The 23,298-nt window shown below is 70.4% G+C and carries 16 protein-coding genes; 9 read left to right on the forward strand and 7 right to left on the reverse strand.

Annotated features, from left to right (window positions below; translation table 11 throughout):
• Nucleotides 1–3: 3 nt before the first annotated feature.
• Nucleotides 4–627 carry a helix-turn-helix domain-containing protein gene (locus tag ACIBH4_RS31835; protein WP_362510502.1) on the forward strand — a complete coding sequence of 208 codons (624 nt, stop codon included), beginning with the start codon at nucleotides 4–6 and terminating at the stop codon, nucleotides 625–627.
• Between the two features lie 150 nt (nucleotides 628–777).
• On the opposite strand, the gene ACIBH4_RS31840 is transcribed toward ACIBH4_RS31835, so the two are convergent.
• Together ACIBH4_RS31840 and ACIBH4_RS31845 are read right to left on the reverse strand one after the other, a co-directional pair.
• On the reverse strand, nucleotides 778–2,019 hold the full coding sequence (locus tag ACIBH4_RS31840; protein ID WP_362764608.1) for a hypothetical protein: 1,242 nt from the start codon (nucleotides 2,017–2,019) through the stop codon (nucleotides 778–780).
• Nucleotides 2,016–2,516: a SigE family RNA polymerase sigma factor gene (locus ACIBH4_RS31845; RefSeq protein WP_362510507.1), complete on the reverse strand. Its 501-nt coding sequence runs from the start codon at nucleotides 2,514–2,516 to the stop codon at nucleotides 2,016–2,018. The genes ACIBH4_RS31840 and ACIBH4_RS31845 overlap by 4 nt, the downstream gene beginning before the upstream one ends.
• 178 nt (nucleotides 2,517–2,694) lie before the next feature.
• On the opposite strand from ACIBH4_RS31845, the gene ACIBH4_RS31850 reads away from it, so the two are divergent.
• A complete protein-coding gene (locus ACIBH4_RS31850; RefSeq protein WP_362764605.1) occupies nucleotides 2,695–3,402 on the forward strand; it encodes a nucleoside/nucleotide kinase family protein in 708 nt (235 codons plus the stop codon).
• Here the strand turns inward: ACIBH4_RS31850 and ACIBH4_RS31855 are convergent.
• The 3 genes from ACIBH4_RS31855 to ACIBH4_RS31865 are packed head-to-tail and all read right to left on the reverse strand — an operon-like array spanning nucleotide 3,362 to nucleotide 8,572.
• The gene (locus ACIBH4_RS31855) at nucleotides 3,362–6,757 is read right to left on the reverse strand and encodes a helicase HerA domain-containing protein (protein WP_362510513.1); all 3,396 of its coding nucleotides are present in this window, start codon (nucleotides 6,755–6,757) and stop codon (nucleotides 3,362–3,364) included. The two genes, ACIBH4_RS31850 and ACIBH4_RS31855, sit on opposite strands and share 41 nt — an antisense overlap.
• Entirely contained in the window at nucleotides 6,757–7,383 is a 627-nt protein-coding gene (locus ACIBH4_RS31860) for a hypothetical protein (RefSeq protein WP_362510516.1), read from the reverse strand. Before ACIBH4_RS31860 ends, ACIBH4_RS31855 begins: the two co-directional genes overlap by 1 nt.
• Nucleotides 7,373–8,572: a DUF559 domain-containing protein gene (locus ACIBH4_RS31865; RefSeq protein WP_362764602.1), complete on the reverse strand. Its 1,200-nt coding sequence runs from the start codon at nucleotides 8,570–8,572 to the stop codon at nucleotides 7,373–7,375. The genes ACIBH4_RS31860 and ACIBH4_RS31865 overlap by 11 nt, the downstream gene beginning before the upstream one ends.
• A gap of 270 nt (nucleotides 8,573–8,842) precedes the next feature.
• On the opposite strand from ACIBH4_RS31865, the gene ACIBH4_RS31870 reads away from it, so the two are divergent.
• The gene (locus ACIBH4_RS31870; protein ID WP_362764600.1) at nucleotides 8,843–9,103 is read left to right on the forward strand and encodes a hypothetical protein; all 261 of its coding nucleotides are present in this window, start codon (nucleotides 8,843–8,845) and stop codon (nucleotides 9,101–9,103) included.
• Between the two features lie 452 nt (nucleotides 9,104–9,555).
• Nucleotides 9,556–10,176 carry a TIGR04282 family arsenosugar biosynthesis glycosyltransferase gene (locus ACIBH4_RS31875; RefSeq protein ID WP_362764597.1) on the forward strand — a complete coding sequence of 207 codons (621 nt, stop codon included), beginning with the start codon at nucleotides 9,556–9,558 and terminating at the stop codon, nucleotides 10,174–10,176.
• Nucleotides 10,177–10,289: 113 nt separating this feature from the next.
• Here the strand turns inward: ACIBH4_RS31875 and ACIBH4_RS31880 are convergent, their stop codons facing one another.
• Together ACIBH4_RS31880 and ACIBH4_RS31885 are read right to left on the reverse strand one after the other, a co-directional pair.
• Entirely contained in the window at nucleotides 10,290–11,576 is a 1,287-nt protein-coding gene (locus ACIBH4_RS31880; RefSeq protein ID WP_362764594.1) for an endonuclease Q family protein, read from the reverse strand.
• 215 nt (nucleotides 11,577–11,791) lie between these two features.
• The gene (locus ACIBH4_RS31885; protein ID WP_362510530.1) at nucleotides 11,792–12,328 is read right to left on the reverse strand and encodes an NUDIX hydrolase family protein; all 537 of its coding nucleotides are present in this window, start codon (nucleotides 12,326–12,328) and stop codon (nucleotides 11,792–11,794) included.
• Between the two features lie 446 nt (nucleotides 12,329–12,774).
• On the opposite strand from ACIBH4_RS31885, the gene ACIBH4_RS31890 reads away from it, so the two are divergent.
• From ACIBH4_RS31890 to ACIBH4_RS31910, 5 genes are read left to right on the forward strand one after another with little or no spacing between them, the layout of a single operon-like run.
• On the forward strand, nucleotides 12,775–14,052 hold the full coding sequence (locus ACIBH4_RS31890) for an acyltransferase domain-containing protein (protein WP_362510533.1): 1,278 nt from the start codon (nucleotides 12,775–12,777) through the stop codon (nucleotides 14,050–14,052).
• The gene (locus ACIBH4_RS31895) at nucleotides 14,049–16,994 is read left to right on the forward strand and encodes an SDR family oxidoreductase (protein WP_362510536.1); all 2,946 of its coding nucleotides are present in this window, start codon (nucleotides 14,049–14,051) and stop codon (nucleotides 16,992–16,994) included. The genes ACIBH4_RS31890 and ACIBH4_RS31895 overlap by 4 nt, the downstream gene beginning before the upstream one ends.
• A complete protein-coding gene (locus ACIBH4_RS31900) occupies nucleotides 16,991–19,573 on the forward strand; it encodes a KR domain-containing protein (RefSeq protein ID WP_362510539.1) in 2,583 nt (860 codons plus the stop codon). Before ACIBH4_RS31895 ends, ACIBH4_RS31900 begins: the two co-directional genes overlap by 4 nt.
• Complete coding sequence (locus tag ACIBH4_RS31905; protein ID WP_362764591.1) at nucleotides 19,570–20,904, forward strand: cytochrome P450; 1,335 nt, start codon at nucleotides 19,570–19,572, stop codon at nucleotides 20,902–20,904. Before ACIBH4_RS31900 ends, ACIBH4_RS31905 begins: the two co-directional genes overlap by 4 nt.
• Nucleotides 20,901–23,261, forward strand: coding sequence for an SDR family NAD(P)-dependent oxidoreductase (locus tag ACIBH4_RS31910; RefSeq protein ID WP_362510546.1), 2,361 nt, complete (start codon nucleotides 20,901–20,903; stop codon nucleotides 23,259–23,261). Before ACIBH4_RS31905 ends, ACIBH4_RS31910 begins: the two co-directional genes overlap by 4 nt.
• Nucleotides 23,262–23,298 lie beyond the last annotated feature (37 nt).

Genomic DNA, 23,298 nt, shown 5'->3' on the forward strand with positions numbered 1-23,298 from the left:
CGCATGTGTGAGGTTCTGGGTTTGCGCGAACGCAAGAAACTGCGCACCCGGCACGCGCTCATCGCCGCCGCGCTGGAGCTCTTCATGGACAAGGGCTACGAGCAGACCACCGTCTCGGAGATCGCCGCGGCCGCCGACGTCTCGACGCGCACCTTCTTCAGCTACTTCGCGAGCAAGGAGGACGTGATCTTCTGCAACTCGCGCGACGGAGTCGAGCGCGTGCTGCGGGTGGTCGCGGAGCCCCGTCCTGGAGACCGGGCGATCGACCTCCTCACCCGCGCCGTCGACTCCGGCTTCTCCGCGATCACCCTCGACGAGCGGCTCCAGGGCGAGATAGGCCCGATCAACCACCTCGTCATGACCGTCCCCTCGCTGCGGGCACGCGGCCTGCTGCTTCTCTTCGAGAGCCAGCGGGAGCTCGCCGAGGCCCTGCACCGGGCATGCCCGGAGGAACTGAGCCTCGTCGAGGCGTCGGCGGTCGTCGGCGCGGTGATCGGCGGGGGCAAGCTTGCCGCCATCGTCAGCATGAGCAACGGTGCCTCGGCGGAGGAGATGCTGAAGGCCGGCCGCGAGGCGAGCGAACTCGTCCTCTCCGCCCTCCGCGCCGCCTCCGCGCCGCCGCTCTGACCACGCCTCCGTCTTCGGCCCAGACGATGATCCGTACACCTCGGACCGGCCGGTCTTCCCCGGGTTGCTTCAGGGGGAGAGGCCGGCTGTTCTCGCGGTGAGGAGTGTTCCCCGAAGGCGCCGGGGCGGGCATAAGCCCCGGCCCCTCCGCTACCTGATGGCCGCCAGGTCCACGACGTACATCTCCTCGCCGACCCGATAGGCCATCAGCCGGTCGAAGCCGCCGTCGGGGACGGTCGTCGTTTTCTGCTTGTTCCGTCGTACGCCCAGGTCGGCGGAGGTGCCGGTGGCCAGGTCGTAGAGGAAAACACCGCCGTCAATGGGCATCCTCTTGTAGAACCGCTCCAAACCGGGATCGTCTATCTGGACATCAAAGGGCAACGTCCGCTCCCGGGAACCATCGCGGTCGCGAACGAATTTGCGTGGTTCGGACCCCACAGGCAGGCTCTGGCCGTAACACCGGTTGATGCCGCAGCTGACGAAGTTCTCGTGGGGCTTGACCACGGCGCCCCGCCGCTCCCCCGTCTCGACATTGAACAGCTCGCCGAATCGCGTCAGCATGGCCGAGTCGTTCCACGTGGCGGTATCCCGAGGGATGTCGCGGCCCACCCAGGGCCACCGCAGGAGGTGCTGTCCCGCGGTCCTCGGCACCGCCCGCGGCTCGCCGCCGCGCAGTGGCACCCGGTACACTCCGCTCTCGTTGGAGAAGACCACGTCCCGGCCCACAACCTCCATCGCCCGGACCTTCTTCGGCGGGAGATCGGTCACCTTCCGAGGGGTGCCGCCGCCGACGGGCACCGTCCAAATTTGGGCGACCCGCTGCCTGCCCGGCTCCTTGTACCATGTCCACCAGGCGATGTTCCCGCCACTCGCTGTGACGTCGTCGACGAAGGTCATCGAATTCCGGGTTGGGATCTCGGCGATCCGTCGAGGCCTTCCGCTCTCCAGGTCATAGCTCCACAGGAACTGCTTCTTCCCGCCGCTCGCTCCCGACCTGACAAGCAGCGTCCGATCGTCGAGAAGCAACTGCGGATAGTAGACGCGGCCGTCGGGCAGCCTGGCCGGGATCTTGTGCAGGGCCTGCGGCCATACCCGCTCGATGGGCGGTGGCAGCTTCTCCTTCGGCACCGGGGCCGGCGGTGGCGTGGATTTCTGCGTGCCTGTGGCGTTCACCGCGGGCTGGGGTGCGGCCGAGGTGCCCAGGGTTCGCACCGCCGTACCCGCCCCACCGACCACCACGATCACGGCCGCCGCCGCGAGCAGTGCGGCGGGTGCTCGCCGAGGCCGACGGCGTTCCCCGACCGCCGCGGACAGTCTGATCCGCGCCTGCTCGGGCACCTGCTCCGCCGCTACGGACAGGACGCGGCTCAACTTGTCTTCGATCTCGGTCATCGCGTGCCCCCGTAGGCCTTCGGTGAGGTGGAGATGGCGGATCGCAGCTTGTCCAGGCCCCGGGAGACCTGGCTGCGCACGGTCCCCTGGGAGATGCGGAGCACCTCGGCGATCTCGGCGTCGGTCAGCTGCTCGTAGTAGCGGAGCACCAGCACGGCGCGCTGTCTGCGGGGCAGCGCGGCCAACTCTCGCCAGAGCCCCTGATCCTCGTCGGACGGGAAGACCGCCTTCCAGGTCTGCTCGGGCGGCTCCCCGGTGAGGTGCTCGCGCCTGCGTCGACGCCAGATGCTGATGTGCAGCCGCGCCATCGTCGTCCGGGCGTAGCTGAGCGCGTCGGTCTTGTGCCGCACCCTCGGCCAGGCGGCGCGTAATCGGGTCAGCGCCTCCTGCGTGAGGTCGGCGGCGTCGTGGGGGTTGCCGGTCAGGACATACGCGTAGCGGAGCAGCGCCTCGCCTCGTTCGACCACGAAGTCGTCAAAGCCGGGTTCGTCGTCCAACTGTCGTCCTTTCTGCGTCGTTACGGCCTAGACGGCGCAGGGACCGGAATTGTTGCAGCGCCGTCGGGACGTACGGGCCGCGCTGGATGCCGGCGGGCGGCTCGGCTACGTTCGTTCACGTGACGAGCACTTCGACGGTTTCGGCCGAGGACGACCCGCTCCGTGTGGGCCTGACCCGATGAGCTCCCTCGACGACCTGGTGGACAGGGCGCGCTCCCTCGTACGGGAGGGGCGGCGGGCGCTGCTCGGCGTCACCGGGAGCCCGGGGGCGGGCAAGACCACCCTCGCCGAGCACCTGGTCGGCCTGCTGCGCTCGGTGCCTCCGGAGGGACTGCCGGAGCGGGAGTGGGTGGCGTACGTGCCGATGGACGGCTTCCACCTCGCCGACGTCGAGCTCGACCGGCTCGGGCGCCGCGAGCGCAAGGGCGCGCCCGACACCTTCGACGCCGCCGGATACGCCGCGCTCCTCCGCCGCCTGCGCGAGGACGAGGACGACATGGTCTACGTGCCCGCGTTCGAGCGTGACCTGGAGCAGCCGATCGCGGGAAGCATCCCGGTCCCTCGGGCCGCCAGGCTCGTCGTCACCGAGGGGAACTACCTGCTGCTGGACCGGGGCGACTGGGCACGCGTGCGATCGTGGCTCCACGAGGTCTGGTACTGCGACCTCGACCCGGACGAGCGCGTACGCCGCCTCGTCGCCCGGCACGAGCGCTTCGGCAAGGATCCCGAGGCCGCCGCGGCCTGGGCGCTGGGCACCGACCAGCGCAACGCCGACCTCATCGCCACCACCCGCTTCCGCGCCGACCTCGTCGTCCCCGACGCCGTCCTGCGCTCGATCGGCGAGGTCAGCGGAAGTCCGCCACCGGCCTCCCCGCCCTCGCGATGACCTCCTCGGTGCTGAGCGGATCTTTCGGATGGTGGCTCAGGCACATGGGGACCTGCACCTTCACGAACGCCGCGCCCTCGGAGGCCGCGTAGAACTGACCCGTCCGCAGCCGCGAGATGTCGGTGACGTCGCTCCCCTTGGCCTGGGCCATCTCCCTCGCGGCGGAGATCTGGATCGGGCTGTTCAGCAGGCCGAAGAACTGGGTCGCGGCGTTACCGGGAATCCGGTTGTGCAGTCCCTTGGGTGCCTGGGTCGCGAACACGAGACCGAGCCCGTACTTGCGGGCCTGGGAGGCGAGCGCGAGCGTGCTGTGCGTGCAGGGCGTCATCACGCCTGACGGCGCGAACGTCTGGGCCTCGTCCATCACGAACAGCCCGCCCAGCGGCCGGTCACCGGCCGGGTTCTTCTTGATCCAGGCGAACAGGGCCATCTGCAGTTGGTTCACGAAGCTCTGCCGCTGGTGGTCCGACTGCAGCCCGACAAGGCTGATCACCGAGACGCGTGCCCTCTTTCCCGGGGGAGGGGTGAGCAGGAGCCCGGCATCCACCGGCGTACCCTCACCGCCGAACATCGGGTCGTTCACCATGGCCGCGGTCAGGTTCTGGGCCAGCTCGGCCGCGATCCTCTCCGCGTTGTCGAGCTCGCTCACCCCGTCCGGCAGTGCCGACAGCATCGCGATGAGCCCTCTGAGGCTGCTCGCCCCCTGCCTTCCGTAGTGTCTGAGCGTCTCCCTGAGCACCGCCTGCCCGAGCTGGGCCTTGGTCGTTCTCGCGTCCAGTTTGACTCGCGGCACGATGGACGCGACGGCCACCTCCACGGCCTCGGTGAACTCGTCGGGATTGTCGACGACGCTCGCGAAGTCGGGCAGGGGCTGGAAGCTGAGGGGACGTCCCGCGCTGCGACGCGGCGTCCAGATCACGACATCGGTGTCGGCGAGATACCTCTCGGCCTTCGCGGGGGCATCGGCGTCCCAGTGTGTCGGCGGGTACGGCCAGGGGTCTCCCAGACGTGCCAGGTCGTTGTTGGGATCGAGCACGATGGCCGACACGCCCTGAAGCGCGCACCTCTCGATCAGGCCGCGAATGAGCACGGTCTTCCCCGACCCGGACCCGGCGAAGATCGCGGTGTGTTTCCTGAGCGATTCCAGGTCGAGCTCAAGGGGGGCGCCGTCGGCCGTCGCCCTGCCGAGGGTGACGGAAGGCGCGCGGTTCGCGTCGGGTCTCGTACGAGGGCTCGCGTTGGATTCCGTGCCGGTTCCCGTACGAGGGGCCGTGTGGTTCGCGGGTCTCGTGTGAGGGCTCGCGTCGGATTCCGCGTCGGGCCTCACAGCGGGTCTCGCCGCGGGGGAGGAAAGCGGCGAGGAAGCGACCCGGCCGGGGTGCCCTCCGGCGGCGGTGTTTCCGGGCTCGGCGAGTACGGTGGCGTGCCCCGCCACCTCGGCATCTTCGAGAGTGGCCCGGCCGGACGGCTCGTCGGAGGCGACGGGAGAGGGCGGCTCGGGGCCCGAAGGCTCGCCGGGAACGGTCCACCCGTCACCCAGCGCCTCGCTGAACAGCTTGACGTCACCGCTGGGCTTCCGTGAGACGAGCCAGGCCTGCAGGTTCGCGGGGTCCTCGACGAACAGGTCACGGAGCGCCGTGAGGATCCTGAGGTCCTCGTCGTCCACGCGGAGCACCCTGCCGCCCGCCCGCTCGAACTCCGCGAGAACCTCCCGGGTGCGCGGCCCCTTCGCCCACTCCGCGTTCCGCAGTACGAACAGTTTCCGCTTCGGAACCCCGGCGTCCAAGCCCGCCGCCACCGAGGCGTTGCGCAGGCGGACCAGCGCGGCGTTGGCGTGCTTGGTGGCGATCGCACGGAAGCACCAGTGCGCCTCGTCCTCGGTGGTCTCGTCCAGGCTGCGCCGCAGACGCGCGTGCAGGGGAGGCTTCGAACTCGGCGGGGGGTCCTGGCTGAACAGGCGTCCCGCGTCGCCCTGTTCGGCGATCCAGGCGCTGAGTCCGGCCGAGAGCAGCGCGGGCATCGTCATGTCCTCGGTCGAGGGACTGGTCGCCGAGGTCATGTCCGCCCTGTCCCGCAGTACGGCGAAGCGGGCGTCCAGTGCCGCGAACTCCTGAGGGGAGACAGGGGGGTCGGGGAGGGAGGTCGGATCCGGGGCGGGGCGGGAGTTGAGGCTCTCCAGCTCCCTGATCTCGCCGTCGACCAGGCAGGAGTGGAGGTGCCGGTCGACGACCTTCAGCAACTGCCGTGGGGTGAAGTCGGGTGCGTCCTCGAACGCGGACGGCCGCACCGGCCACGTCGGATAGGGCAGCGTGAAGTCGACCCCTCGGAACGGCGGGGCGAACCGCCGCTCGACCAGCTCGCAGCCCACCTTGGCGTTGGGAATGGTCATGAGCTGGACCGTCTTCCTGAACCGATCCTGAACGGTGCCGGTCGCGAGCCTCTCGATGAGGATCCAGGTCTTCGGGAGGCAGGAGACGACCGTGAGTGTCCTGCGAGTGACCTCCCGCAGTGCCATCAGACCACCCGCCACCTGCTCGATGACGAGGGCTTGGCGCCAGTCCTGTTCCGAGTCGTTGACGTCGATGAGCGATGACTGCGCGATGAGCATGTCGATCTGGTCGACCGCGATCACGGTGGGGCCGGTGAGCGCCATGAGCCGCGAGATGTCCCGCACGATCTCCTGCGGTGTCTTCTCACCCCGCCGGATGCCCCACGGGGCGCGCTCGCCCGGCTCTTCCTCGGGAATGGAGGAGAGGTAGGAGGTTCCGATGTCCTGTGTGGCGAGGCCGCCGGAGGCGAGCAGGACGAGCGCCCGTACGGTGTTCTGGGTGTCCCGGCACAGCTGTCCGTCGAAGCGGTGCAGCGCCTCGACGAAGGCGTCGAGGGCCTCCCTCGTCAGCGTCGTGTTCCCGGTCACCGCGCGCCGCACCATCCGGGGGACCTCGACCAGTTCCGACAGGCGCTCCAGAAAGACACCGAGCTGGCTCGCCCCGTCATCCTCCCTGACCTTGCGGGAGAGGCTGTCGAGCATCGACACCACGACGCTCTCCCAGAAGCTCCTGGCGTCCAGCAGGCTCACCAGGAAGAAGTATCCGCCCTCCTTCAGGACCCGGGCGCGCGCCCAGCCCAGCAGGTGCGTCTTACCCGTGCCCCGCTGGCCCTGGACGACCACGCCGATCGGGCTCGGGCCCCGGCTCTCCCCGGCCTCGCCCAGCCCGTCGAGCAGGAGCTGGCCGGTGTGGCGGTGCAGGCCCTTCACGTGGAACGGCGAGGTGTTCCACACGTCGTCGATGGTCAGCACCGAGTTCAGCCTGAGCTTGAGCTCCGTCAGAGCCTTGCGCTCCTCGTCCCTCATCACGCCTCGATCCAGAGGAGGTGCTTCTCCTGCTCGCCGATGGTCACCGCCGCGTCCCTGTCCTCTTTGGAAAGCATCTTCTGGTCGTCATCAGGGGCGATGTTGACGTCCTTCATACGGTTCATCTGGATGAGGGTCTCGTCGACCGTCGCCCTCGGTACCTCGCCCAAGAGCGGGCGGAGCTTCGTGAGGCTCACCCAGGCGTCCGGCTTGGCGGCCAGTTCGCGGTATGCGGCACGAATGCGTTGCTCGACGTCCGGAGCCGCCGAGTTTCCCCCGACGACGTCGGCGAGATTGTGGTCGGTCAGCTTCATGAAGCCCTGCAGGATGTGCAGGGCGGCGCGGAGCGCGGCCCTCTCCAAGCTTGAGCCCTTCGGGACGACGATCCCGGCGCGGAGTTCGGTGTTCAGGCAGGCCCATCCGGCGTCGGTCAGCGTGTGGAAGAATGCGCCGCGCTTTCCCTTCCGGCTCTCCACGAGCTTCAGGTCGTTCAACTTCTCGCGCGCTTGTTTGGTGAACGTCAGGCCGTGAAGCTCCTTGAGCTCCGGATTGGAGATCTCTCTCGCCTCGATCATCAACACCAGCAGTGCGGCGATTTCCGGCAGTGAAAGTGCTTTATCGGGCATGTTCTAATCCTTCCAACGCTCCGGGGCGACGGTCCCGGAGAAATCGCCTTATCTGGTGAAGCACGGTTTTCGTATCGGTGATGACCTGCGCGTTGGTGAAGCGCAGCACGGCGTAGCCGTCGAGTTGGAGTCGTACGTCCCGTTGCCTGTCCGCCGCGTATGCGCGCGGGGAGTGGTGCTCGGGGCCGTCGATCTCGATCACGCACCGCTCGTCCCGCCAGAGCAGGTCCACCCGGATGGGGTTGACGAGCGGGTGCGGCCGGTGGGTCTGGTTCCACGCGCGTCCCGTCGCCCAGTCGCACGTGGCGAGCGCGGTCTCCAGCGTCCGCTCGGCGACGCTCGCCGGGTGCGGCCTTCCCGCCAACGCCGGGTAGGTGACCGTGTGCGCCGTACGGGCCTCGGGCTGGGGCTCCGCCGGTTCCGGTAGGCCGCGGAGGAGGTCCGTCACCTCGGCCGGCAGTCGCAGGGGCGTCACGGCGATCCGGTCCACGGTGGCCAGGGGGGCGCCGATCAGCCAGACTCCCAGGTCACCGTGGTGGGCGAGCCATTCGCATCCCGCGACGAGCGCCTCCTCCGCCGAGAGAGAGAGGTCTGCGGGCACGTGTACGAGGACGGCCGCGCGGGACCGGCCGAAGCTGGCGGCGATCACTCGCCCGAGGCCGGCGGCTCGCATCTCGGCCGTGAATCTGGAGGGGCGCCGCGCTCTCGCCTCGCGAGAGGCCCCTCGTAGCGCTTCCCGAGCGGCCCGCGACGCCCCTCGGAGTGCCTCCCGAGTCGCCGCCTCCCGCGACGCTCGGAGTGCCTCCCGGGACGCCCCTTGTGGCGTGGGAGGTTCGACCTCGTGAAGCGCCCGCTCGGCGAGGTCGGCGAGGAAGGGGCCGAAGTGCTCGGTCGCGGACGCGGCCTGTAGGGCGAGCACGCGTACGGCACGCCCGCCCGCGCCACCGGGGCCGCCGATGCCCTCGGCGCCGGGCAGCCAGGCGGGGAAAAGGCCGACGGCGGCTTTTTCCAGCTCACGCAGTACCGAGGAGACCGTTTCCCCCGCGGATCGCGTGTCACCCGCGTGGTAGGTGACAATCGCCGGCGCGTCGTCGGGAAGCGGGTCGATCGAAAGGGCGATGGCGTCGGTGTCCGCGCCGTGAACGCGCACGACGCGTCCCGTCGGCAGCTCCGCCCATGATCCTGCCACGCCACTTCCTTTTCTGCGTGTTGAGACTTCGCGAGGCTATACGCCAGTGCTGGGTGATGCAGGTGTTTTGCGAGAAGCGATAAAATTCATCCGTTTTCAATGCCCGAAATTTCGTATTTGAGATGATTTATCCCCTGGTTGTGGAAGGTGTGATTCCAAGTGGTGGACAAAGCGGGATGATCCGAATGCGACTCGGTGTGAATCTTGATGGTCGGCGTGGTTCGCCTTTCCTGAAAAAAGGCGATATCTCCGTCGGATCATCCGCACGTCATGGGAGAACCCATGCCCGTTGCCCGCTGTATCACTGTCATCGTCCTCGCCGCCCTCGCAGCCTCCACGGTGGTGCTCGCCGCGCCGGTCGCGTCCGCCGCCCTCATCCCGCCCACGCCTGCCATGGCGAGCGAATGCTCGCTCTTCGGGAAGAAGATCGTCAAAAACGGCGATCGTACGGAAATCTGGACGTGGGGGCCGGGCTACCAGAGCTACCAGAGCAGTGAGAGCAACTCCCGGACGTTCACAGAGAGCATGTAGGGAGTTGTCCCGAACGCGTTCCTGAGAGAGCCCGGGGGTGCGACGGTGGTTCGTGAGCGTGGCGAGTGGGGGTATCCGCGCCGGAATTCCCAAACATTCTCCAATCGTGGGCCTGAACCGGTCATTTATTGGAAGCACGCCCTTTCCCTCACGAGGGAGCCCGTCCACCGGCCTTAACGTCGAACGATGAAGATCGACGTGGTGCCGCAGTGCCCGTACGGGGAGGCGGTTCTGACGCGCCGGGTCATGGCCGATCGAGCGGACGCATGAGCCGTGCCGGGAACGGGCGGTACGGCACCGGCCCTTTCCCTCACACCCGGGCCCCCCGGGACATCTGGGCCGAACGTGCCCGGGACGGGACACCTCATGGCGAGGCGTCCAGGAACCGACGAGCCTGGGGTGAGCCGTCGCGGCGCGTACCGTCCCAGGGCGGGCCGCCCGAGGGACAGGTCGTGGTGATCGCGAGGGAGCCGGTGCCGGGAAAGGTGAAGTCCCGGCTGATCCCGCCCTTCACCGCGCGTGAGGCGGCCGCGCTCGCCGCCGCCGCCCTTGAGGACACGCTGCGCGCGGTCGCCCGCGTTCCCGTCGACAGGAGGATGATCGCGCTCGACGGCGTCCCCGGACCCTGGCTTCCCCACGGGTTCACGGTGCTGCCGCAGCGCGGGGACGCGCCGGACGAGCGGCTCGCCGCGGCCTTCGACGACGCCCATCGGCTCCTGCCCGTGCCGGTCGTGCTCATCGGCGCCGACACCCCGCAGGTCACCCCGGACATGCTCGCCTACGCCCTGTCCATGCTCAGCGCCTACGACGCGGTGTTCGGCCCGGCGACGGACGGCGGGTTCTGGCTGCTCGGGCTACGCGCTCCCCACCCCGCCCTCCTGCTCGGCGTACCGGTGTCGGAGCCGACCGCAGGAGAGGTCCAGCTGCGGAGGCTGGAGGAGGCCGGGTTGAGCGTCGCCCTGATGCCCCGCCTCACCGACGTGGACACCGCGGCCGACGCGTTCGTGGTGGCCGCGCAGGCTCCGCGCTCTTTTTTCGCCGCCGCCCTCGCGAGGATGAGCGCGCTGAGGTGACCGGAGTCCGGGAAGACCGCGCGGACGGAACCGGGGAGCGCGGTCGACGGAGACCGGGACCGAAGGGAGGTCGCGGTCGGCGGTGCCTGGAAGGCGAGGTCGGGGGAGCGGGGCTAGAAAAGCGTCGGGGCGGTTTCCTCGCGCGCCCGCTCCAGCTCGCCCGGTTCGAAGAGCCGGATCACACCGTACGTGCCGTCGTACCCGGGTTCCCTGATCACCTCGCCGCGGCGCAGCCGCCCGACGGCCTCCGCGAGCGGCGGTGAGAGGTCCGCGATGTCCTCGACCGGCACGTCCTCCAGGATCCTCAGCTCGGGTCCCAGCGCAGCGGTGAGCCTGTCGACCTCCCTGAGGACCTTCTTGCTCTTCGACCCCACGTCGAGGATCTCGCCCATGATCTCCGGCAGCGGTACGAGGTTGCGGAAGCCCGCGACGCCCTCGGGCCGGAAGCCGTCGGGCCGGTCGGCCAGCTCCTGGACCCGGTTCAGCACGCCCACCGTGAGCGGCTTCCCGCACACGGGGCAGATCCCGTCGCGCCCGCGTGTCTCCTCGGGGCCCATCCGGACGTCGCACTTGCGGTGCCCGTCGACGTGGTACCTGCCCTCCTCGGGGAAGAACTCGGTCGTTCCCGCGTATCCGGTCCCGGTCTGGAGCGCCCGCAGGACGGCGAAGTAGTCGAGGTCGGTCTCGAACACCGTGGTCTCGCGGCCGACCATGGGCGGCGAGTGGGCGTCGGAGTGGCTGACCAGCCGGTAGCGGTCGAGGGCGGAGACCCGCCAGTTCATGGCCGGGTCGCTGGACAGGCCGGTCTCCAGCGCGAAGATGTGGCCGGAGAGCTCGCCGTAGCACTCCTCGATCGTGTCGAAGCCCGACTTCGAGCCGAAGACGCCGAACCACGGCGTCCAGACGTGGGCGGGCACCAGGTAGGCGCCGTCACCGCTGCTCAGGGTGATCTCCAGCAGGGCGCGGGAGTCGAGGCCGAGGATGGGCCGCCCGTCCGAGCTCAGGTCGCCGATCCGGTCGAGCCTGTCGTTGAACGTCGCGGCCTCGTCGAAGCCCGGCATGTAGACCAGGTGGTGGATCTTGCGGGTGTGCTCGCCGCGCCGGTAGATCGTGGAGATCTCCGTGGACAGCATGAACCGCACCTCGCCGGGGGCGACACCGGCGGGCAGCGGCCCGAGGGCCTCTGGGGCGATCTCCTCACGCGGCCGGAACAGCCCAGGCTCCGCCGGTACGAGGTTCTCGCGTAAATGCTCGAACCACGCCGGATGCGTGAAGTCACCGGTGCCCATCAACGCGACGCCCTTGCGCCGCGCCCACCACGTCAGGTGCTCCAGGTCGCTGTCTTTGCTGCAGGCCCGCGCGTATTTCGAGTGAATGTGTAAATCCGCATGAAAACGCATCCATCGCTTCCTGTCCCGGGAAAGCCGGCTCGGCGAGGGCCACCCGTAGGCGTCGGTGAAGCCCTCATACCCAGACCGTCATGACCCAGACCGCCACAGCCCAAGAAAAAGATCATGGCCGTATATCGCGAGGGCGAACGGTCGGGAAAGGCAGCCGACGCGTGCGGCACCGGCCCGGGTACGACGACCGGTCGTTTCCCCAGGTCGTGCGATGGTCAGGAAAGGCAGCCGACGTGGGCGAGGGCCTGCTTCAGCAGGATGCCCTGTCCGCCGAGCATCTCCTGCTGCACCACCGGTGACGAGGCCTCCTCGGGGGTGAACCAGACGAGGTCGAGGGCGTCCTGCCGGGGACGGCAGTCACCGGTGACGGGGACGACGTAGGCGAGGGAGACCGCGTGCTGCCGGGGGTCGTGATAGGGCGTGACGCCGTGGGTCGGAAAGTACTCGGCGATGGTGAACGGCTGCGGGGAAGGGGGAATGCAGGGCAGTGCCGTCGGACCGAGATCTTTCTCCAGGTGCCGCATGAGCGCGTCACGGACGCGCTCGTGGTGAAGCACGCGGCCGGAGACGAGGGCGCGGCTGACCGCTCCGTCCGCTCCGATGCGCAGCAGCAGGCCGACGCGCGTGACCGTTCCCGTCTCGTCGACCCGTACGGGGACGGCGTCGACGTAGAGGATCGGCATCCGCGCGCGGGTCGCCTCCAGTTCTTCCGGAGCGAGCCAGCCGGGCGTGGTTTCGGTCATTTCGGTCATTGACCGATCGTACTTCGTGGTCGGCTCGGAAAGACGTCGGAGCGGCCGGTTCTTCCCGACGAGCGCGGTCAGATCGGCATTCCGGGACACGACCAGATCGTAGGTCAAGGCGAAGCTCACCGCGGGATGCTCCACCGACTACAGGCCGTCCCCCGGCGACTTGAACCATGATCTACGAATGTAGTTAAAACCTTAGGGGTGTCCAGTGCATCATGATCGCGGTTGTCGTCAAAAGAGTCAATCCCTCGCACGCATTTTTTCGTGGGGACTGCAATGGGCGATGCGTTTGTCTGTTCTTCGTGCTCGGGAAGGGAAAGGAAATGCTGGGCACCGTAGAGATAGTAGTCGGCCTTTTCCCGGGTCAAGGCGCATATGTGCCGAACGCCCTGCGATGGTTAAAGGACTATGGAAATGGTGCGACAGAAGCGGTTGAAATCATCGACGAAGTGGCCAGGGGAATGCTGGGCAAGGGCCTGGATCGCGCTTTTTCCGGTGATTCCCTGGAGCAGTTGCTGAATGAGGCGCCGGATGTCCTGCAGCTGGCCGTGTTCGCCGCGTCCACCGCGGCTCACCGCGCGCTCACCGAGGAGGGAGCACGGTTCAGCGTGCTCGTCGGGCACAGCCTCGGCGAGATCGCGGCACTGGTCGCCGGCGGCGCGCTGAACATCGCCGAGGGGGCGGAGATCCTCTGCCACCGCATCATCGTGCTGCGCGAGCACGACAGCAGCGGCGGCGGGTTGCTGGCGCTGGGCTGCGCGGCGGAGCGGGCCCAGCAGATCCTGGATCTGCTGCCCACCTCCGGGGCCGTGATCGCGGTGGACAACGGGCCGGATCAGACGGTGGTGTCGGGGTCGGCCGACGCGCTGCGGCGCACGTCCGCGATCGCCGACGCCGTGGGCCTTTCCGTCACCGAGTTGCGCGCGCCGCACCCGTTCCACAGCCCGCTGCTCGACCCTGCCGGGCGGGAACTGGGCCGTAGGCTCACCGGGTACGGGCGGCGCGGGCTGGACGTGCCCGTCTTCTCGCCCATCCTGAGCCGTTACTATCGCGACTCGGACGACCTCGGCGAACTGCTCGCCTCCCACCTCGTCACCCCGGTGCGCTTCGGCGCGGCCGTCGAGCGGCTGCACCGTTCCGGCGCGGGCGTCTGGGTGGAGGTGGGCGCGGGGCGGGCACTGACGTCACGGGTGCGGTCGGCGCATCGGGCCGCGTCCGTGTGCACGCCGCTGCTTCAGGACGTGGACACGTTGCGGGAGACCGGACGTTTCCTGGCTCCCGCCGCCACCTTCCGGTCGGTGACCGCGGAAAATCCCGTCACTCGGTCGATGACCATCGAGAACCCCACTGTCCAGACGATTTCCGCTGACAGCGCCGTCGCCCGACCGGTGACCGCCGATGTCGCCACCACTCAGGTGGCCGTCGACGAAAGCACCGCCGTCTCCGCCGGAGGCGCGGCCTCGCAGTCGAGGGAGGCGATCGCCGCCCGCGTGCGCGACCTCTACGCCACCGCCCTGGAGTACCCCGAGGAGGTCTTCGAGGACCATGCCGAACTGGAGGCCGACCTCGGTGTCGACTCGGTCAAGCGCGTGGAGCTCATGAGCCGGCTCAACCTCCTGTTCGAGCTGGGCAGGCGCCCCGAGGACCTGCGAGTGTCCGACTACCGCACGTTCGGCCAAGTGGTGGACTTCACGGTCGACTCGCTGGCCAAGCCGGACGCGGCATGACGGCGTTCGAGGGCCGGGTGGCCCTCGTCACGGGCGGGGCGGGCAGCGTGGGAGCGCACCTCGTGCGCTCGCTCGCCGAGGCAGGCGCCACGGTGGTGCTGAACTGTTTCCACTCCTACGACGCGGCCAAAGAGCTCGCGGCCGAGCTGGGCGGCGGCGTCCGGGTGATCCGGGCGTCGGTGGCCAAGCAAGACCAGGTGCGTCGGATGTTCGACGAGGTGACCTCGGCGTACGGACGGCTGGACCTGCTGGTCAACAACGCCGCCACGGGCACCTTCGTCGGCTGGGACGAGCTCACCGAGGAGCACCTGGACCAGGCGTACGAAACCAATGTCAAGGGCGCGCTGTGGTGTGCTCGCGCAGCCCGTCCGCTGCTGGCGCGCTCGGACGGGGGCTGCGTCGTCAACGTCTCCTCGGTCGGGGCGGCGTACACACCGGCGAACTATCTGCCGGTGGGGTTGTCCAAGGCGGCGCTGGAGGCGTTGACCCGCTACCTGGCCGCCGAGTTCGCGCCGGACGGGATCCGCGTGAACACCGCCTCCGCCGGGCTGCTGGACAACCCTGTCGGACGGATGTTCCCCGGCTTCGACTCGATGAGCGCGAACGCCGTGGCCGCGACCCCGATGGGCCGGCTGGCGACCCCGGCCGACCTGGCGGACCTGGTGCTGCTGCTGGCGTCGCCGGGTGCGGCCTGGGTCACGGGACAGACGGTGGTCGCGGACGGCGGCCTGTCGCTGCACCGCGCGGCACTGTCCCCGGGCCCCGGGCCGGAGCCCGCGCGGTCGCGACCGGAACCCGGGCCGGAACCCGGATCCGAGCTCAGCCCCGTGCCCGAGGCGCGCACAGAGCGGATCCAGGGCGTGGATCCGATCGCGGTGGTCGGCATGGGGCTGGCCGTGCCGGGAGCCAACGATCCCGACGCGTTCTGGCGGCTGCTCACCGAGGGCGCCGACCTGTTCGTGGACGTCCCACCGGACCGTTGGCCGCTGGCAAGCTTCCACGACGACGACCCCGGCGCCCCCGACAAGACCTACCAGCGCCGCTCCGGCTTCATCACCGACTTCACCCCGCACCCCGCCCTGGCCGCGGAACGCCCGGACGCCGGGCTCGACCACACCACGCTGTGGCTGCGGCACAGCGTCCACCAGGCGCTGGAGGGTGTGACCAGGCGGGACGCCGATCGTTTCACCGCCTGCTTCGGCTACACCCCCGACGGCAGCCAGCACCTGGTGGAGGCGCTGGTGGACCTGGAGCTCGGCGGCCCCGGCGTGCTGCCGCACGGCGACGCCCTCCGGTCGGAGCCGCTCCCGCACCGGGTGGGCGCGAGCGCGATCGACGGCCTGCTCCCGGCGGACACGCGGCTGCTCATGGTGGACACCGCGTGCTCGTCATCCCTCTACGCCGTCGATCTGGGGGTGCGCGACCTCCTGGCGGACCGGGCCGAGGTCGCCGTGTGCGGCGGTGCGTTCGCGCTGGCCCCCGGCGGTTCTGTGCTGTTCTCCAAGCTTCACGGCCTGTCGCGTGGCGGCGAGGTGCGCGCCCTGGACAGGAACGCGGACGGCGTGCTGTTCTCCGACGGCGCCGGTGTCGTGGTGCTGAAGCGGCTGTCGCGGGCGCTGGCGGACGGCGACACCGTGCACGGCCTTATCGCGGGCGTCGGGCTGTCGGCGGACGGCAAGGGCAAAGCGATCTACGCGCCTTCCAGCGCGGGCCAGGAACTCGCGATCGCCCGCGCCTTCGACAAGTCGGGCGTCGGCGCCGATGACGTCGACTGGGTGATCGCGCACGCCACGGGCACCCCGGCGGGTGACGAGGCCGAGTTCCTCAGCCTGCGCGCCGCCTATGCCGGCACCCGTCAGGTGCGGGTGACCTCGAACAAGTCGCTGATCGGCCACACCGGCTGGGCGGCGGGCGTGGTGTCGGTCATCCACGCGCTGCTGGGGCTGCGGCACGAGACGATCCCTCCCCAGCATCGCTTCTCGGCCGCGCCGGACTCCTTCGGATTGGCGACCTGCAATCTGAACATTCCCACGCGGCCGGTGCGGTGGCCGTCCCGGCCCGATGGGCCGCGGCCGCGCACGGCCGCCGTGTCCGGATTCGGTTTCGGCGGCACGAACGCGCACCTGCTGGTGCAGGAGTTCCTCCAGGACCGGCCCGCTCGTGCGGGTTACGGGGTCAGGAACGCCGAGCCCATGGTGATCGTCGGTTGGTCGGCGCACACGCCGGGGGCCGAGGACAACGAGCAGGTAGGCGCGTGGGCGCGCGGACGGCACCTCCAGCCGGACTCGTTCGGCGACCGCTATCCGCATCCGCCGTTCGCCCGCCTGCGGTTGCCGGCGTCCACGATCCGGGCGACCGATCGTACCCAGCTCATGATCATCGAGTGCATGCAGCGGCTGGAGCCGCGCGTCCGCGAGTTCTGCGCCCGTCACAGCCGCACGACCGGCGTGGTCGTGGGCCACACCGGTCCCACACGCAACGCCGTCCTGTACGCCGTGCGCGCCTACCTGGACGAGCTCGATCACCTGGCGGGCGAGCGGGCGGTGGAACTGCGCGAGCGCGTGGAAGGGCTCATCGGGCCGCCGGACGAGGACTCCTTTCCCGGTGAGATGCCGAACGTCATCGCCGCCCGCCTGTGTGGCTATTTCGACCTGCGCGGGCTCAACATCGCCGTGGACGGCGGTGCCGCCTCGCTGGCCGACGCCTTCGACCTGGCCGGACGCTACCTGGACTTCGGCGACGTGGACGTCGTTCTGGTGGCGGGAAGTAACGGCAACAGCCTGCGGTCGTGGGGCGACCTGCTCGGCTGCGGGCCGATCGGCGAGGGCACGTTCCTGTTCGCGGTCACCCGCGAGTCGCTGGCTCTGGCCGAGGGACTGCCGGTGCTGGCCGTGGTGTCCGTCGAGGCGGTCGCCGAGGACAGGCTGGAGGCCACGGCATGAGCAGGGCGAATCTGCTGGGCGCGCAGGGCGCCCGCGAGTTGATCGCGTTCCTGGAGGGCGGCGGAGACGGGACGATCGAGCTCAGGCCCGACCCCGGCGCCGGCGCGCGCCTCATCAAACTGAGGAGACCCGACACGCAGGACCCGCGGAAGGCCGGGGCCGCCGTGCGGGACACGCGGTCTCCGAGGTCCGCCGCACAGCACGAACCGCAACGGCTGCTGGACCGTCACGTGTTCGAGCTGGCCCCCGACCCGCGCCGCCCTGTCCGCACGGCACCCCCCGCGATCCCGGCGGACGCCGTCGTGCTGACCAACGCACCGCGCTTCAGGACGGGCCGCGACGACGGTGTGTCCGCGCACGTCAGGGTGCTTGTGGACGCAACCGACCCCCGTCTGCGCGCGGCTCGCCGGTCGGAAGCGGTCGATGAGCTGCTCGACCTGCACGAACGCGTGTTCTTGAAGGCCAAGGAGTGCGCCGCGTATCTGGACGGTGGCTCGTTCGTGGTGAGCGTCGTGGGCGGTGTGACGGAGGCGGGCGTGCCGCTGCCGTTCACGGGCCTGTTCACGGGCCTGGTCAAGAGCCTGGCGCTGGAGTTCCCCGGCGTCGACGTGCTGGCCACCGTGCACGAGGACGTGCCGCTCGACGAGGTGCTGGCCACGGTGAGCGCCGAGCTGGGCGCGCGGCGGCTCATCCCGGTGACCTACCACGCGGGAGGCATGCGGCTCACACCGAGAGCGGTGCCCACCCTGGCCCCGCCGTCCGAGGTCCCGGCGCTGGGCGAGGACGCCCTGGTCGTGGCAGCCGGAGGGGCGCGGGGCATCGGCGCGCCGATACTGGAGGCGCTGGCCGCGCGTCATCGTCCGCGCCTGGTGGTGCTGGGCAGTTCCGAGTTGCCCGACGACGCCGGTGAGGAGCTCGACCGCAGCGCGTTCATCCGCATCCAGGTGCGGCAGGGAGTCTCGGTGTCGGAGGCGAACGCCCGGTACGACCGGCTCGGCGAGGCGCGGCAGACCCGGCGTACGCTGGCCGGGCTGGAACGGCTGTGCGGGCCGGGACGCGTCCGCTACCTGCGCTGTGACCTGCGTGACGGCGACGAGGTCGAGCGGGCCCTCGCCACCGTGGACGGCCCCATCGACCTGCTGCTCAACATCGCGGGTACGAACCGGGCCTCCGACGTCACCGCCAAGTCCGTCCAGGACTTCCGGGCGGTGCGCGACCTCAAGGTGCGTGCGTACCTGAACCTGAAGGAGGCGACCCGGGGCCGCGAGCCACGCCTGTGGTGTAACTTCGGCTCGTTCATCGGGCTGACGGGCCAGCGTGGCGAGACCGACTACGGCGCCGCCAACGACTTCCTCAACACGGCCGCCGTGAACGCCGCCGGTGAGTTCACCATCGGCTGGACGCTTTGGCGCGACATCGGCCTGGGCGCGTCGCCGTTGATGCGCGACTTTTTGGAGGGCAGCGGAGAGTTCACGCCGACGCCGACCGAGGAGGGCGTCGAGCACTTCATGGCCGAGCTGGCCGCCGCCCCGGACGCGCCCGTCACCGTGTTCTTCGGCGCCAAGGAGCGGGCCGCGATCAGGGCCGCCGTACCGGAGTTCCTGGAGTTCTCCGCGGGCGCGAAGCGGCCCCTGCCGTTCATCGACCGGACGTTGCGCCACGACGCCGCAGAGCTGGTGGCCGAGCGGACGTTCTCCCTGGAGCGGGACGGATACCTCGACCTCCACCGGGTCCGCGGCTACCCGACACTGCCTGGCACGTTCGTCCCTGAGCTGGCGGCGCAGGCCGCGGTCTCACTCGTGCCCGGCCGGGTGCCCGCCGTCTTCGAGGACCTGCGGCTGGAGTCGTTCCTGCGCGTCTACCGTGCGGACCGGCCGGAGGTGAAGCGGCTCACCGCCAGGCTGGTGCGCGCCGACGAGCGTGAGTCGGTGGTGGCCGTGCGGGTGCTGGGGGACGTGGTCGCCCCGAACGGTGTCATAGTCGCTCGCGACCGGCTGCACTTCTCGGTCACGGTGCGGCTGCGCGACGCGGCGGTGCCCGGCCCTTCGTGGACGCACTGGGACGAGCACGGGAGCCGGCCACTGCGCGATCCGTACCACATGCCGGGATCCGACGTCCTGCTGCGCGAGGTGTTCGTGTCCACGACCGACACTCGGACGCATCCGCTGGGGCGGCGCGGCCGGCTCGCACTCGACGCGCCCGCGCTGCGCCGATGGTTTCCCGACCTGCTGGTCCCGTCCGTGACGCTGGACGGCCTGGTGCGAGTGGCCGTCCTGGAGCGGGCGGGGGGCCGCTGGACGCCGGTCGCGATCCCCCGCTCGATCCGCCGCGTCGACCTGTACGGCGGGCACACCGACCTGACGCTGGCCGCGCTGACCGAGCCGGTGGAGTTGTACGTCACCCCGGTCGACCTCGACCTGGAGGACCCCGAACCGGACAACCGGGCCATCGCGGTCGCGTCGAACGGTGAGGTGCTGCTACAGGCGAAGGACATCGTCGGCGCCGTCGTCGGCTACGTGGACCAGGAGACCGGTGAGTACGTCGACAGAGAGAGATTCGACCGCGAGGAGCGCCGATGACCCCCGAAGGGACCTGCCCGGTCGCCCACGGCCCGCGAGGGCTGCCGGTGATCGGCGACGCCATCCCCTACTTCAAGGACCCGCTGGCCTACACGCTGCGCATGCAGGAGCGCGACTCGCTGGTGTCGGTCCAGCTGCCTATCCCGTTCGTCCAGGTCACCGAGCCGGAGGCGATCGAGCAGGTGTTGCGCGTCAACCCGGACAACTATCGGCGCGGCACCCTCTACAAGGGGTTCGTCGGCACGATGGGAACGGGCCTGCTCACGCTCGACACCGACGGCTGGCGCGGCCCGCGCAAGGCGGTGCAGCCGGCCTTCACCCCACGACGGGTGACCGGCAGCGCCCGCGAGGCGATCGCGGCCACGGAGAAACTGCTGCGGCGCTGGTCGGAGCACGCCGCCTCGGGCGCGGTCGTGGACGTCGCGCCGGGCCTGATGGACGTGTCCGCACGGGTGATGGGCATGGCCCTGATCAGCCGAGACCTGTCGGGCACCGACTACTCCCGGGCCGCGGGGATCGCCAACAAGGTCATGTACACCAGCACGATCAAGGGCATCTCCGCGCTGATCCCGTCCTTCGTGCCGACGCGTTATCACCGCGACCGCAAGTGGGCGGAAGGAGTGCTCGACGCCATCGTCAGCCAGGTGATCGAGGAGCGGCGGGCCGCAGGCGAGCATGGCACGGACGCCGCCGGACTGCTGCTGGACGCCGGACTGTCCGACGCGGAGGTGTCGGACAACCTGCGCACGCTGCTGCTGGCCGGCTCCGACACCACCGGCCAGGCGCTGGCCTGGACCATGTACGAGCTGGCCCGCCACCCGCAGGCCCGCCGTGCCGTCGAGCGCGAGGTGGACGAGGTACTGGCCGAAGGGCCGCCCGACCTCGAACGGCTTGGCGAGCTGCCCCAGACGACGGCGGCGGTGAACGAGGCTCTCCGCCTGCACCCGCCGGTCTGGCAGTTCCCCCGCGACGCCATCGAGCCGGACACTCTGGCCGGGCGGCACGTCCCCGCGGGCACGACGGTCCTGCTCAGCGTGTACGGCACGCATCGCTCGCCCGAGCACTGGGCGGACCCGGAGGCATACGACCCGCAGCGTTTCCTGGGCGACGCCCAGGACGAGCGGCACAAGCACGCCTTCCTGCCGTTCGGCGGCGGGCGGCGTATGTGCGTCGGCAAGGGACTGGCGATGGCGACGCTGGTGACGGCGGTGGCGATGCTGTCGCGGCGCTACCGGCTGCGGCTGCCGGGCACGCGCCAGGTGCGCAGCGGCCACTACATCACGCTCTTCCCCAGCTCGGGGCTGCCAGTGGTCGTGCGGGAACGGACGTGACCGTGACGGCGGTCCGGCCGCATCTGGTGTCGTTCGAGACCGGCTCCTTCGTCAGGCCCGTGCGTCGCATGGTCTGGGAGCCGGTGCCCCACCCGCTCCCGCCCCCGTCCCCCGTGGCGCGGCGGCTACTGGTCATCGGCTCGGACACGGACCTGGCCGTGCGGCTGGCGAGCCGCCTCGGCGCCGACGTGTGCGCCCCCGGTCGCGAGCCGGAGCACGACGACTGGGACGGAATCGTCGACCTGAACGTCACCGGCGTCCCGTACCGGCTCGGCGGCGGCGAGTGGCGGGACGCGCTGGACAGGACCACCCGCATGGTGCAGCGCCGCTACGCCTCCTGGCGGGCGGAGTCGCGCGCCGACCGATACTGCTACGTCGCGGTCACCCACCTGGGGGGCCTGATGGGCTACGACGACGGGCGGATCGGCACGCCCCTGGGCGGCATCTGGGCGGGGTTCGCCAAGTGCCTGCCACGCGAGCTGCCCAACCTCGCGGTGAAGGTGCTGGACGTCGACACCGCCGACCCGGACGGGCTCGCAGGGCTTCTGAAGTCCGAGCTGGCGGCGTGGGACCTGTTCGAGATCGGCTACCGGCGGGGCGTGCGCCACGCGCTCACCGCCCTGCCGAGCCCGGAACCGCAGCCGCGCCTGGACCTGGACGCCGACGACGTGGTGCTGATCTCGGGAGGCGCGCGAGGCGTCGGCTTCGCCCTGGCGCGCGGACTGGCCGAGCGGTTCGGCTGTCGCGTCGTGGTGACGGGCCGCGACGAGCTGCCCACCGCGGACTGGCTCACGCTGCCGGACGACCGCTACGCCGCCCACCGCCACGCCCGGATCGCGGACGCCCGCACCGCCGACGCCCTGAGGAAGACGCGGGCGGCGCTCAAGCGCGAGTCGGAGCTGCGCCAGGTCGCAGCCAATCTGGCCGCCGCCGAGCGGGACGGCCTGCGCATCGCGTACGAGGCGTGTGACTGCGTTCGGCAGGAGCAGGTGGACGCCCTGTTCGCCCGTCTCCCGGCTCCGACCGTGGTGGTGCACAACGCGGGCATCGACGTGCCGACCAGGCTCGACATGAAGAGCCCCGAGGAGGTCGTGCGCACCGTGGAGGTGAAGGTGTCGGGGTTCGTGTCCCTGACCAGGGCGGTGCTCGCCACCCCGGAGCGGCGGGCGGCGCTCAAGGTCTTCTGCAACGTGGGGTCGCTGGCCGGCCGGATGGGCGGCATGATCGGCCAGATCGACTACGCGGCGGGCAACGAGGCGTTGCCGAGGCTGGGATTCTGGGCGCGGAACACCTACGGGCTGCCGACTCAGACGCTCTGCTGGCCGACGTGGGAGCGCCTGGGCGTGATCGCCAACTACGACGCGGCGGTCCGGTACGTGTCCACCCTCGACCCCGCCGAGGGCGTGCGCCGCTGGATCGACGAGCTGCGCTCCGGCGGAACCGGCGAGGTCATGTTCATCGGTCAGGTGGGCGGCGCGCTGGTGCCCACGCAGCTGCGCGGTTTCTGGCTGTTCACCGGCCACCCCGACCTGCCCCGGCTGCACGGCCTGGCGCACTTCCTCGGCGACGTCGAGGACTTCCGGCCCTTCCACTCACTGCGCGGCTCGATCGTCCACCGGCAGGGCTCCCATCCCTGCCTGACCGACTTCACGGTGGACGGCCGACCGGCGTTGCCGGTGTCGGTGCTGGTGGAGCAGGCGTGCTCGGTCGCCGACTGGGTGGTGCCGCCCGGCTGGCCGCCGCAGCACCTGGCCTCGGTGCGTGACGTGCGGGTGCACCTGTCGGCGCTGGTCCTGGAGGGCGGCCGGTTCACCACGTCGGCGGTGGGCGAGACGACGGAGGAGGGCTGGACGGTCAACGTCACGATCACCGCCGCCGACGGCGCGGTCGCCGGTTCGATGCGCCTGCTTTACGAACCGGACCCTCCAGCGCTCCCTCATCACCAGCCGGAACCCCCCGCGCTCTCTCCCCTGATCCCCGCCCCATCCGCGGTCAAGGCGCGCGACGGTGGCCGCCTGGCCTGGTCGGGGCTCGTTCTCGGGACGGCGGAGGACCCGCTGCCCGTCGTGACGGCCGCCGACCTGTGGACGACACCCTTCCCGCCGACCCACGGCATCTCGCCCGCCGCTCTGGAGGCCGCCGTCCGCGCGGCAGGCCCGGTGAGCGGCGATCTTCTCACCATTGACCGGATCGTGCCCTGCCCAGGGGCGCAACACGTGGACCGGCTGCTGCCCGTGGAAGGTGGCTGGGTCGGGTCGCGGGCGGGCGAGCCCGTACTGTTCGTCGCAGAGGTGATCCCCGGCAGCCGAAGGACTGGGAGATCGGCGGCAGGTTCCCCGCGACATCGGTCGTGGTGAGGAGCCGATCGTTCGTCAGGCGGTCTCCGATCACGAA

It is taken from the genome of Streptosporangium sp. NPDC050284, from assembly GCF_044459525.1.
Lineage (GTDB): Bacteria > Actinomycetota > Actinomycetes > Streptosporangiales > Streptosporangiaceae > Streptosporangium.